Origin of the sequence: Paenibacillus sp. S25 (assembly GCF_019454085.1) — a bacterium.
GTDB classification, from domain to species: Bacteria; Bacillota; Bacilli; order Paenibacillales; family Paenibacillaceae; genus Paenibacillus; species Paenibacillus polymyxa_B.
On sequence record NZ_CP073683.1, the window covers coordinates 498,397 to 510,794 of the forward strand.

The following is a 12,398-nucleotide window of genomic DNA, read 5'->3' on the forward strand; positions in this document are numbered from 1 at the left end:
TATTTTTTCATAAATAATTTAAGTAAATGACTACTCTTTTGCCTGGCGTTGGATTAAAATAGAAATGGTGGGTTCAAGGCTTACATATATGTGCAAAAGTATGTATATGAGGCATACACCTTAATGAGGAGGGGTATATTTTGTTATTTCGTAAAAATTGGTTTAAAGGGTTTACAGCAGCAGTTGTAGCTTGTAGTATGCTGGTGTTTTCAGCCGCTCCATCCTGGGCAGCTAGCAATTCTCGCGATAGCGCTACAGTGAATTTGCGGATTATGGAAACAACGGATATTCATGCGTCCCTGATGAACTATGATTACTATTCGGACAAAGAAACCAACGAATATGGCCTGATTAGCACAGCCGGTTTGATCCAACAGGCGCGTAGTGAAACGAGAAACAGCATGCTGTTCGATAACGGTGATTTGTTACAGGGCAATCCATTAGGCGATTATATGGCCAGAAATAAAACCTTCGAGAAAGAAGGCGGTGTCCATCCGGTCTACAAGATGATGAACCTGATGGGCTATGATGCGGCGACAGTGGGCAACCACGAATTCAACTACGGCCTCGACTTTCTGGAGAAGTCGCTCAAGGGAGCCGATTTTCCTTACGTAAATGCGAATGTTTATGTTGATAAGGGGGGGCAAGCTACTAAAAATTATTTTACCCCTTATCGAATTCTTGATAAAACGGTAACGGACGAGAAGGGCCAAGAGCATATCCTTAGAGTGGGCGTAATCGGCTTGGTCACACCTCAAATTATGCAGTGGGATGAAGCCAATTTAAAGGATAAAGTCGTTACGAAGGATATTGTTGAAACGGCGAAAAAGTTTATTCCTCAAATGAAAACGGAAGGTGCCGACATTATTGTCGTTCTTGCGCATACAGGTTATGAGGATGTGCCACAAACGCCAATGATGGAGAATGCCGTTAAATATTTGAGCCAGGTGGACGGAATTAACGCTATTCTGTTTGGGCATGCTCATAAATCTTTCCCTGGCCCTGATTTTAAAGATATGAAGGGTGTAGATCTGGATAAGGGAACCATTAATGGCGTACCGGCCGTGGAAGCTTCTTCATGGGGCAAGGATCTGGGGATTATTGATCTGAGCCTGGAAAAGAAAAAAAACGAGTGGAACGTAATCAACTCCCAGTCTCAAGTGCGTCCGGTTGTGAGTACCACAAACCAGGCTGTGCAGTTTACTCCTGACTACAAACTGACAGATTCGATCAGGGAAGAGCATAAAGGAACACTGGACTATATTCGTCAACCTGTTGGAACAACGACTGCACCGATTAACAGTTATTTTGCATTAGTGCAGGACGACCCTTCTATTCAAATCGTAACGAATGCACAGAAATGGTATGTTCAAAACCATCTTAAAGGAACTGAATACGAAAAACTTCCCGTATTGTCGGCAGGCGCTCCATTCAAGGCCGGTGGTCGAAACGGAGCCGAGTATTACACCAACATTCCTGAAGGTACGATAGCGATTAAAAACGTGTCCGATCTGTATGTGTATCCGAACACGGTTCATGCTGTAGAAGTGACCGGTGCTGAAATTCAGGAGTGGCTGGAGTGGTCTGCAGGTCAGTTCAACCGCATTGATCCAAAGCAAACTGAGGAGCAATCGCTGATCAACAAAGATTTCCCAACCTACAATTTTGATGTCATTGACGGTGTGAATTACCAGATTGATGTAACCCAGCCTGCACGATATGATGCCAAGGGAACTATTATTGATTCTTCAGCTCATCGTATCAAGGATCTGCAATACAATGGGAAGGCTATTGATCCTGCGCAGAAATTTATCGTAGCCACCAATAACTATCGTGCTTCCTCATCCAAACTGGCCAACCCAGATGGCAAACGAATTGTGATGGCAGCACCGGATGAAAGTCGCCAGGTCATTATTGACTATATCCGTACGAACGGAACGATTAATCCATCGGCGGATGGCAATTGGTCTCTTGCTCCTTTTGGTCAGGCAAAGGTTACTTTCGAGTCCTCTCCTGATGCCAAAGACGTGCTGGCAGGAAATCAACAAATTTCATACTTGAGCAGCGCGGCAGACGGCTTTGCCAAATACAGTTTAAAAGCTGGCGCTAAGCCTAGTGCAACAACGACTCCTGTAAAGGAAGCTGTGGCTCCCGCGAAAGCGACAGCAAAACCAGCTGTTAAAACGACCAAACCTGCAGCTGTTAAACCAGCTAAAACAACGAAGCCGAAGGCGTCCAAATAACTTCGGATTTTAGTTTCCACTCAATATCAGAATGAAGCAGCAAGTCTCTTTAACCAAGAGATTTGCTGCTTTTTTTGATGCCAAAAACAACAGCCCCGAATTTATCATGATTGTAAAAAGTTTTCTGATTTTTGTCGAATATGTACTTAAGTCCTAAGTTGTCGTTAAGAATAAGCTACTTTTTTGTAAAAACACGTAATTATATAGTGCTTTTGTTCTAGTTATTTGTGATATAATGGTGAAAAAACCGGAAAATTGTTCCGAGGAGGACCATTATGGCATGCAGCAATTGCAGCATCATATTACCTATTAAGGATCAAGGATTGCTCATAATTAGGCATTCCAGGGTGTCGCTTACTCCAGCATTAGATGGTTTGGGTATGCTATCGGAACAACTGAAGCAGGAACATGGGCGTGAGGGCAGCATAGAGTTTCGCTTTGACAGCCGTTCAGAGCTGGAACAGCTGGTTAACGGACTGGCTCGTCTGCCGCAGGAATACCTGAACCATATGCAAGTTGTGGTAACGGGTTTGCATCATATCGAAGGATATGAGGACTGGCTTTTATTTAGTCAATTGCAAGCCAGACTGCAACATCCAGATATCGTGAGTATTATTAAGGATCAAAGTTTTTCCAGCCATATGCAGCCTATTGTTGACCACAAGCTGGATATTATCGGGTTTGAGTTTTTGCTGCGTCCGTCACATGCAGAGAGACCTTTTCAGCCTTTCCGGCTGTTTGAAATCGCCCGTGAAGCTGGCTTGCATGCTCATCTGGATCGCTCGGCTCGTATTTCCGCTATTGAAAAAAGTGCAACATGCCTTCCGGCGGGAATTAAACGTTTTATTAACTTTCTTCCTTCCACCATTTATAATCCGGCTTATTGCTTGAATCACACCTTTGAGACGATTGATCGGTTATCCATGAGTACGAAGGATTTTGTATTTGAGGTCGTAGAAACGGAAGAGATAGACGACCTTAATTTTCTGCATCATATCTTTGATCAATATCGCAATCGAGGAGTTTCGGTAGCCCTGGACGATGTGGGGGCAGGTTATTCTACGACCGAACTTATGAATTGCCTTCAGCCGGATTATGTTAAAATTGACCGCAGTATAATTGACGGCTGTCATAGTAATAGTGATCAGAAGCGGCAAATTACAGGGATTGTAGAATCGGCTTTTCGTTTTGGAGGCCAAGTGTTAGCTGAAGGAGTAGAGCGGATGGAGGATTTTCAATTTTGTCGTGAAGCAGGTGTATCACTGGCTCAGGGTTATTTGTTTGGCAAGCCGGAGCCTGGTCCGCCCTCCAATTTTATACTTAGTAGTGTAATATAGTCAGGAACAAATTTAAGTAGACGTAGTTTATAAAAATTGGAGCTTAAATAAGGCTGTGGCATAAGCAAATTTCAATTCTATTGGACAGCGCTTTATCACCATTAATGTAAAAAACGCGAGTTGCAGAGGTTATTTCACCCCTGCAACTCGCGTTTTTTGGTCATGCTTGCCCACCTGAGCAAGTTCTGGACAATCGAAGCCACCCAGTCTCCAATTTTACTTGGTAAGAAACGTTAAAAGCCCGGAAGCAGTTTATGACCGTTTTATTTTTAAAGTAAAGATTGACGTCTTGAAGACAATTGGATACAGTGTATTGTATAAGAAACAGTGTTTCTTTCATAATACATCGTATCCATACTAGGTAAAAAGTCTAACATTACAGGGAGGACAACCCAAATGAAAGCAGTGCAACTGAAAAACGGTTTTGGCTTTGAAGAGTTAACCTTGACGGAACTTGACATACCGGTGCCGGGACGGCTGGAAGTTCTGATCCGCATAAGGGCAGCATCTCTGAATTACCGGGATTTGGTAATTATTAACGGAGTAATGCCGATCGGCATTCAATTTCCCTTCATTCCGTTATCCGATGGAGCGGGTGAAATTGTAGCTGTGGGCGAAGGGGTGACAAAATTTCAGGTTGGACAAAGGGTAGCGGCAAATTTACAACAGAAATTCATTGGCGGGAGCACGAGAGCGGAGGTCTTAAAGGACAGTCTGGGAGGCCCGCTCAGTGGAGTGGCGGCTGAATATATCGTTCTGCATGAAGAAGGGGTCGTCGCTATTCCGGATCACCTTTCTTGGGAGGAGGCTTCCACCTTGCCGATTGCGGCATTAACCGCATGGAGCATGCTGATGGAATCCGGCGGGCTGCGAGCGGGGGATACGGTGCTCTTGCAAGGAACAGGCGGTGTTTCCATCTTTGGGCTTCAATTCTCTCTGATGGCAGGAGCACGGGTAATTATCACATCGAGCAGCAATGACAAGCTGGAACGGGCAAAGGCTCTCGGCGCATGGCAGACAATCAACTATTCGGAAGTTCCCGAGTGGGATAAGGTGGCTCTGGAGCTGACAGGCGGCGGAGTCGACCATGTCCTGGATGTAGGGGGAGCGGCAACAATGGCGCAATCCATCAATGTACTTCGTACCGGAGGGACTGTGAGCATGGTCGGATTCTTATCGGGCTTGACCATTCCTGAGTTCGATGTCACCAGCATTTTGCAGAAGGCTGCGACGATTCGCGGCAGCCAAGTCGGTAACCGGGAACATTTCGAAAACATGAATCGTGCCATTTCCCGCCATCGTTTACATCCTGTCATCGACCGGGTATTCCCGCTCAGCCGAATTGGCGAAGCCTTCGCACTTTTGGCTGAAGGAAAACAGTATTTCGGTAAAATCGTCGTTCAAATATAAATGAGCATTTTGCATAAATCCCAAGAGCGATTTCAAATCAGCAATATATAGATCGAAACGGTTTAGTTCGTCTATATAGTGTACTTTCGAGCGTTGGGAATCGAATTATGCAAAATGCTGAAATATTATTCACATCACATAGGAGGCACTCTAATGCCCAGTAAACCTGATTTATCTGTCAAAGATTCTCAAGGAAGAAAGACTAAGAAACCCCGTAAATGGGTACGCAGAACCGGATTATCGCTGCTGGCGGTAATCCTTCTGGGAGTGTTTATTTTTATGCTCATCCCTTCCCCTGTCCAGCCTGCAAAATGGCTTGCACCTTCGGCCCCCTCTTTTGAACAAGCGGGTCCATGGCAACAAAACAACAAACTCAGCTCCGCAGAGCTTGTTACAGATGCCCCTAAGTTTCCGGAATTTATCACCTTTGACATGAAAGGAAATTTATATACGGGAGACTCCGACGGGAAAATTTATAAGGTTGCCTTTGATACTAAGGGCAATCCGCAAAAGGCCCAGCTATATGCAGATACCAAAGGAACGCCCAATGGACTTATGTTTGACGCAAGTGGAGATCTGATCGTTACGGATGTTAAGAAGGGGCTGCTGTCGGTAGATCCTTCCGGAAACGTGACGGTGTTGACCAATCAAGTCGACGGCACACCGATCTATTTGGCCAACGAGCTGGATATTGCCAAAGATGGTACCGTTTATTTTTCTGACACCTCGAATTATGGCAGTGTAGTCTTCAAAGAAATCGCCGAGAACAAGCCGCATGGACGTTTGCTGAAATATGATCCGGCGACCAAGCAGACGACAGTTCTGTTGGAAGGCCTTTATTTTGCGAACGGAGTTGCCTTGTCTGCGGACGAAGATTTTGTACTTGTGGCAGAGTCGTATCACTACCAATTGACCCGATACTGGCTCAAAGGGCCGAAGAAGGGGACTTCGGATATTTTTGCGGATAATCTCGCCGGTTTTCCAGATAACATTACGCGTGATGATCAAGGCCATTTCTGGGTCGGTCTCTTCACCACACGTATTCCCTTTGTAGATCAGATGCATGGAAGCCCGTGGCTGGCTGGAATGATGGCCAAATTGCCTCAATCGCTGCTCAGCGGTGCAAGCGCACCTGTGAAGCATGGGCTTGCTGTGGAGCTTAATACGCAGGGTAAACTCATCGGAAGCTGGCATGATCCTGAAGGCTCGCTTTATGGGGTAACCACGGCTGTAAACCATGACGGATATTTATATATAGGTACAGCTCCTGGAGGCAGCCAGGGTGTTCATCGCGTGCTTTTAACCAAATAAGCTTGGGGAGGGTTTAACATGATATTGGATGAGTTGAAATTATCCTGGAAAGCGAAGGAAAGCCTGGCCGGGAAAGTAGCTTTGGTAACAGGCGCAAGCAGCGGCATTGGGGCATCGATTGCAAAAAAACTGGCAAAGCGAGGCGCGTATGTAGCTGTATTGGCACGCCGTCAGGAGCGATTGGATGAATTGGTTCGTGACTTGCACCAAGAGGAATTGTACGAGGTCATGGCAATACCTGCCGATATCCAAAAAGCTGAAGACGTACAGCAGGCGGTCCACGCCATTCTTGAACGCTGGGGGCGGCTTGACATTATCGTTGCGAATGCCGGCTTCGGGTATCGAAGCCCACTGGCAGAAGTGGAACTGGAAAGATGGGAGGAGCTTTACAAGACGAATGTGCACGGTCTTGTCCTGACACTGAAGTACGGACTTCAGCCAATGAGGGAACAGGCCAAGGGGGATGTTGTCATTGTCTCCTCTATTGCAGCGAAGGAAGTGGTTGCCGGAGGGGGACTATACAGCGCTACCAAGTACGGCGTTAGCGCCATAGCCTCTGCATTGCGTTTGGAGACCAGTACACAAGGAATTCGTGTAACTGCGATTCACCCCGGGGCGGTGGCGACGGAATTTTCGCAGGTGGCCGGATATCCCGAGCAGGAAATTCGGGCGTTTGCTTCGAGCGTTTTGCCGCTGCATCCCGATGATGTTGCAGAAGCTGCCCTTTATGCACTAGAGCAGCCGGAGCATGTCAATATTCCAGAGTTGACCATTATGCCTTCGAGGCAGGTCCAGCGGTTCAAATAGAGCGATATTTATTCTGACACAAACCGGGTAAGCATGAACCAAAAAGCGCGAGCTACAGGGGGAAATAACCCTTGCACTCGCGCTTTTTTTATACTAATGAAGAAGCATGACTGTCCAATAAAGTTTAAAACCAGCTTTGGGACAGCTCCATTTACTATAGAGCAGACCATACCCTGTGAAAATTTTGGCTCCACGTTCGCTCATTCAGTCATCGTGAGCACAGCTATAGTGTGATGACGTACAGACCTAGCGGCGTAGTTGCACTGCCGGCGACCATGAAGCTGAAATCATAGCTGGATCTGCCGGGAGGGACGCTGATATCAGCCAATCGGCATACCTTGGTATTATCTCGTAGCAGAGGGATACCATAAACACGATCATCCACACGCACAGACCCGGCGAACGCGCCCCCACGCGGATTGGCGTAGATGCGGACCGTACGGTCCTCGTCACTGTCATTAATGATGGGAATCGTCGCGTTGTATATGGTTCCGAATTGTCCGCGATTATCTAGCGCAGGCCCCAGCTCGCTGCGTTCCCCGGTAAACAGCAGATCGGCAGGAGTCTCGCCGTTCAGCTTTTTGGTGGCACACGCCCGATAGTTGGCGCTCTGCCCCACCACGTACTCTGGCATCCGCGCATTCGTTTCGCAAAAGGACCACACCCCTCGTGGATGCGCCTGTGGTGGAGGTACGGGAGGAAGCGCATCCGTATGAATCTGGCGCAGATCGGTCTGCGTATCCTTGCTGATCACGGTGCGAATCACATAATCCAGCGTGCCGTGACCTTCAGCAAATTCTACTGTGAGGTCATAGATGAATCCGGCCAGCGATCCTTCGGGCAGCTCAAATTCCTCCAGCAGGGCGGTGCCTTTGCCGAATTTATGACGGTCTGCTGGCTTCAGACGTTCCATCGTACCCGCCAAACAACTTTTGGCAATAGACTGCCCGACATCTATAATCCAGTTGCCGTCCTCAGGCACAATCTTAAGGGCACGTTCAATATGACGTACTTCCAGTCCAGCAGCGCTTCTGTTCTCTACGGTGATGCCCAGTTTAGCAGCGCTGTCGAGTTTGTTATAATGCCAGCCGAAAATGCGATGCTTGACCGTCCGCGTTGTGGTGCGAACCACATCATGCCACAGGGTGGCTTGCTCGGTAGGTACCGTCACATGGGTAAGCGTCTCCGGGTTATCGCTAAGCATCAGGCGGCGTGTTCCCCCCTCAGTGGCTGACTCCACATCCACATGGATGTTGGGCGGGATCACAGCAGTTTCCACAATCAGATCCTTTGGCTCCTTGGGTCGATGGTTCATGTAAATTCCTCCTTTTATTCAAAAGTGGCACCGTTTTGAGTACATGTATATGGGCAGTTCATAAATATAGGTAACGCCAGGTTCACTTATACAACCTGTTTTGCAAAATATTTTTTAAAATAAATCTCCATAGGTTATAGCGGCTCTGTTAATGCGCGGAAGCAAGCTTACAAGACTGTTGTTCCCCTTCACCAACGATTCGCAAACAGGTATTGCGTGTATGTTAAGAGCATAAGCTATTGGATGTACAGAGAAGCTACAGGAGGGAAACATGCCTAGAAAAATATGGTGGAAGGAAGCCGTTGTATATCAGATTTACCCGATCAGTTTTCAGGATTCTGACGGAGACGGTAAAGGAGACTTGCGAGGTATTTTGTCCAGGCTGGATTATTTGTGTGAACTGGGGATTGATGTAATCTGGATTTGTCCGGTATATAAATCGCCCAATCACGATAACGGATATGATATTAGTGATTATTATGCCATTATGGATGAGTTTGGAACAATGGAGGATTTTGACGAACTGCTTCACCAGGCGCATGAACGAGGCATCAAAATCATGATGGATTTGGTATTAAACCATACATCGGATGAGCATCCGTGGTTTACGGAGTCACGCTCGTCCAAGGATAATCCGAAGCGGGACTACTACATATGGCGAACAGGCAAAAATGGCGGATATCCGAACAACTGGGAATCGTATTTTTCCGGTTCAGTGTGGAAATATGACAAGCTTACAGACGAATATTACATGCATCTGTATTCCGAGCATCAGCCGGATCTGAACTGGGAAAATGAAGAGATGGTGGGCGAACTCTACCGCATGGTGGAATGGTGGTTGAAAAAGGGAGTCGATGGCTTCCGCTTTGACGCCATTGCCCATATTGTCAAAGCCGAAGGGCTGCCGGATGCCGATAATCCTGACAAACGAACCTTGGTGAGGGCATATCAGCTTTTTTCCAATTTGGAGCAGGTACATGTGCTTCTTAGGGTACTGAATGAAAAGGTGCTGGAGCGTTATCCCTTAATGACGGTCGGCGAAACGTCCGGTTTAGGACCGGAACAGGCGCTTGATTATGTGGGTGACCAACGGCATGAGCTGAATATGGTTTTCCAGTTTGAACACATGTTTATTGATGCACAAGGGCTAGGGACGGAAAAATGGAAATCAAAGCCGTGGACATTGGTGGAGCTGAAAAAAATAATGAGCAGCTGGCAGACAGTGCTTCATGAGGAAGGATGGAATGCCAATTATCTGAACAATCATGATCAGCCGCGGGCCCTCTCGCGATTTGCTAATGATGGACAATATCGCGTGGAGTCAGCCAAAATGCTGGCAACCTTCACACATATGTTAGAGGGTACACCTTATATTTATCAAGGTGAGGAAATTGGCATGACGAATATCGCATTCCCGTCAATTGATGATTACCGGGATGTGGAAACGTTGAATTATTATGAGCAGCAACGGAAGATCGGTGAACCGGAGGAACAGATTATGGCGGCGATCTGGCGAAAAAGCCGGGATAATGCACGCACTCCTATGCAGTGGGATGCTGGTCCTGCGGCCGGATTTACCGATGGAGAGCCGTGGATGAAGATTAACGATAACTACACACACATTAATGCAGAGGCAGAAAGAAATAATCCGGACTCGGTTTTCCATTATTATCGCAAGTTAATTGCTCTGCGCAAACAACATGAGGTCATAGTCTATGGCGAATACAAGCTACTGTTGCCACTAGATACGGAGCTGTATGTATTCACTCGTATGTTGGGAAAAGAGCGTTTGCTGGTCATTTTGAATTTCTTTGATCGTGATCCGGTGTACCACTGGCCCGAGGAGGACTTTCCTGTCGCTAAGGCGGAGCTGCTGCTGTCCAACTACGAGCCGGTACAAGGGGAACAACTGCATGCCTTGAAGCTGCGCCCATATGAAGCTAGAGTGTATAAGCTAAGCGTGCAATAGGCGTTGCTATCTGTAGAATGGTAAAGGGAAGGAACGGCTCATAGAGACCTTCCCTTTCTTGGCGTTTGGCTAAATTGCAGCCAACTCAAGTATTTTGTCGATAATCCGGTCTTCTAGATTTTTTCCCTCATTAGGGATCGATTCAGTCGCGAAGGCAGCCAGTTCAGCATGGTGATGAATCATGACGGCATGGTGTGCCTCCCTGAACATCGGAATATCATTCGCATCATTGCCGAAGGCGATAAATTGACGGGGCTGCACACCAAGCTTCTGAAGCGCGTTCCATTTATGGATATTTTGCGGGCTGATGTCCAGCACTTGTTCATTACGGTGTTGATGGATGACTACGCCGAGCGGCAGAAGCTTGGCGGCCAGCTCATCCATATCGTCAGCAGTTAAAATGAGCATTTTTACGATGGATTTCAGGGAAGCCAAAGGCAGCTTTTGCGCCAACTTGCTGATATCCACATTGTTGAGTATAGGATGATCAGCTGCACCCGTATATGCATAATCCCACTCGCTGTCAATCAGGTAGGTGGTTTGGTGTTCCTCCAGTATTGCGAGCAGGGCATTCTTCACTTCCGGTAAAAAGGATTCCACGTGAGTTATATTGCCTTGTTGGGAGATCATAGAGCCGTTGCCACCAATCAGAGCATAGGTGTGAAAGCGTTTAGGAAGTACGGGTAACATGTCGCGAATCGGCCGTGCCGAGGCAAAAATGACTTCATGTCCCGCTTGGGACAATTGTTCCAGACAGCTTGCGATCTTATCCGACACACACTGCCCCTTGAAGCAAATCGTTCCATCCAGATCAAATACAAAATGCATGATGTACCTCCAAAAAATAGTGCTTTCCAATTCATTTCTTACAGTCATTATATCCATTACCTTCCTTGGTCGTAAACTAAAAAGCCCGATTCACACTGGCTACCATGGGCAGGTGTGAGATCGGGCTGATAACGTATCGGCTCTCATTAAATTCAGTTACTATTTAGTGATAATGTTTCACCTTAAGGTCGTCTAGACTTTTAAACTCATACCCTTGCTTGCGAGCCTCGTCGATGATAGAAGCAAGCGCCTCGGCATTGTCCTTGGATACGGAATGGAGCAGAATGACCGCACCAGGGTGGAGCTGGCTCATGACTTGGCGATAGGCATAGTCTGTTCCTTGCTGAATATTTGTGTCCCAGTCCTTATAAGCTACAGACCAGAATACGCTCGTATATCCGGCCTCTCGACAGGAAGCTAATGCTTTTTCACTAAAAATGCCGCGAGGCGGCCGGACATATTTCATTTCTTTTTGCCCGGTTAGCTCTGCCGATGCATTTCGTACCCGATCCAGCTCAGACCGGATCTCTGCCGAAGAAATGGTGCTCATATCAGGATGGCTCCATGAATGGTTTCCGATAATATGACCCTCACTTGACATGCGTCGCATCAAAGCAGGCTGGTCTTTTACAAAATGCCCTGTCACAAAAAAGGCGGCTGGGACCTTTTTGGCCTTCAATACATCCAGCACTTTCGGAGTATATCCATTCTCATAGCCGTTGTCGAAAGTGAGAAATAATTCTTTTTTAGTCGTATCTCCCAGAAAGATGCCACCTTGTCTTTCGATCAGGTGCATAAAGCCTTCTTGTGCGATAGAAGGTAGCTCCCCTCCCTTACTTTTTTTAAACCCAAAATGATAAGGCTGTCCGTCAACAGTCTGAGTGGCCCATGCGGGTTCCGCCGTAACTGCCAACATCCCCATAACTGCAACGCATAGCCACAAGGTAAATATTCGCTTCATCTATGTTCCTCCGCTTCCGTCCCGTTCGGGTAAGGTGTGTATGCTTCGGCATATTTCATACCATCTGCAATATCATGCTGATTTATGCAAGGACATGAACTAACCAGACTCAAAACACATATTGACATGAATATTAAATCGAAGTAGTATACTTTATAAAACTTACTAGAATACTCGGATTTAATTCGATCGTTCATGCCAAAGAAAAGCAATCAGC

9 protein-coding genes are annotated in these 12,398 nt (G+C 46.8%); 6 read left to right on the plus strand and 3 right to left on the minus strand.

The features are described from left to right. Positions 1-140: 140 nt before the first annotated feature. The 5 genes from KAI37_RS02230 (at position 141) to KAI37_RS02250 (ending at position 7,108) form a co-directional block, all read left to right on the plus strand. Positions 141-2,243 (plus strand): bifunctional 2',3'-cyclic-nucleotide 2'-phosphodiesterase/3'-nucleotidase, encoded by a 2,103-nt coding sequence (locus tag KAI37_RS02230; protein WP_220030639.1) that lies wholly within the window; start codon positions 141-143, stop codon positions 2,241-2,243. A gap of 275 nt (positions 2,244-2,518) precedes the next feature. Then, a complete protein-coding gene (locus KAI37_RS02235) occupies positions 2,519-3,580 on the plus strand; it encodes an EAL domain-containing protein (RefSeq protein WP_071639313.1) in 1,062 nt (353 codons plus the stop codon). 396 nt (positions 3,581-3,976) lie between these two features. Further along, positions 3,977-4,990: a zinc-dependent alcohol dehydrogenase family protein gene (locus KAI37_RS02240; RefSeq protein ID WP_220030640.1), complete on the plus strand. Its 1,014-nt coding sequence runs from the start codon at positions 3,977-3,979 to the stop codon at positions 4,988-4,990. Positions 4,991-5,143: 153 nt separating this feature from the next. Continuing rightward, positions 5,144-6,301, plus strand: coding sequence for an SMP-30/gluconolactonase/LRE family protein (locus KAI37_RS02245; RefSeq protein WP_220030641.1), 1,158 nt, complete (start codon positions 5,144-5,146; stop codon positions 6,299-6,301). Between the two features lie 18 nt (positions 6,302-6,319). Further along, complete coding sequence (locus KAI37_RS02250; RefSeq protein WP_076294512.1) at positions 6,320-7,108, plus strand: SDR family oxidoreductase; 789 nt, start codon at positions 6,320-6,322, stop codon at positions 7,106-7,108. 223 nt (positions 7,109-7,331) lie between these two features. Here KAI37_RS02250 and KAI37_RS02255 read toward each other — a convergent pair whose 3' ends face one another. Further along, positions 7,332-8,423, minus strand: a complete 1,092-nt coding sequence (locus KAI37_RS02255) for a hypothetical protein (RefSeq protein WP_076294511.1) — start codon at positions 8,421-8,423, stop codon at positions 7,332-7,334. Positions 8,424-8,694: 271 nt separating this feature from the next. Between KAI37_RS02255 and KAI37_RS02260 the strand changes: the two genes are divergently transcribed. Further along, positions 8,695-10,392, plus strand: a complete 1,698-nt coding sequence (locus KAI37_RS02260) for a glycoside hydrolase family 13 protein (RefSeq protein ID WP_076294510.1) — start codon at positions 8,695-8,697, stop codon at positions 10,390-10,392. Positions 10,393-10,461: 69 nt separating this feature from the next. On the opposite strand, the gene KAI37_RS02265 is transcribed toward KAI37_RS02260, so the two are convergent. Continuing rightward, on the minus strand, positions 10,462-11,220 hold the full coding sequence (locus tag KAI37_RS02265) for an HAD-IIB family hydrolase (RefSeq protein WP_071639322.1): 759 nt from the start codon (positions 11,218-11,220) through the stop codon (positions 10,462-10,464). 163 nt (positions 11,221-11,383) lie between these two features. Beyond that, the gene (gene pdaA / locus KAI37_RS02270; RefSeq protein WP_071639324.1) at positions 11,384-12,181 is read right to left on the minus strand and encodes a delta-lactam-biosynthetic de-N-acetylase; all 798 of its coding nucleotides are present in this window, start codon (positions 12,179-12,181) and stop codon (positions 11,384-11,386) included. Between the last annotated feature and the right edge of the window lie 217 nt (positions 12,182-12,398).

Excerpts from the sequence above, each read along its gene's own strand:
- KAI37_RS02235 (WP_071639313.1), top strand. The coding sequence starts at position 2,519 with ATGGCATGCAGCAATTGCAGCATCATATTACCTATTAAGGATCAAGGA.
- KAI37_RS02240 (WP_220030640.1), top strand. The coding sequence starts at position 3,977 with ATGAAAGCAGTGCAACTGAAAAACGGTTTTGGCTTTGAAGAGTTAACC.
- KAI37_RS02245 (WP_220030641.1), top strand. The coding sequence starts at position 5,144 with ATGCCCAGTAAACCTGATTTATCTGTCAAAGATTCTCAAGGAAGAAAG.
- KAI37_RS02250 (WP_076294512.1), top strand. The coding sequence starts at position 6,320 with ATGATATTGGATGAGTTGAAATTATCCTGGAAAGCGAAGGAAAGCCTG.
- KAI37_RS02255 (WP_076294511.1), bottom strand. The coding sequence starts at position 8,423 with ATGAACCATCGACCCAAGGAGCCAAAGGATCTGATTGTGGAAACTGCT.
- KAI37_RS02260 (WP_076294510.1), top strand. The coding sequence starts at position 8,695 with ATGCCTAGAAAAATATGGTGGAAGGAAGCCGTTGTATATCAGATTTAC.
- KAI37_RS02265 (WP_071639322.1), bottom strand. The coding sequence starts at position 11,220 with ATGCATTTTGTATTTGATCTGGATGGAACGATTTGCTTCAAGGGGCAG.
- pdaA (WP_071639324.1), bottom strand. The coding sequence starts at position 12,181 with ATGAAGCGAATATTTACCTTGTGGCTATGCGTTGCAGTTATGGGGATG.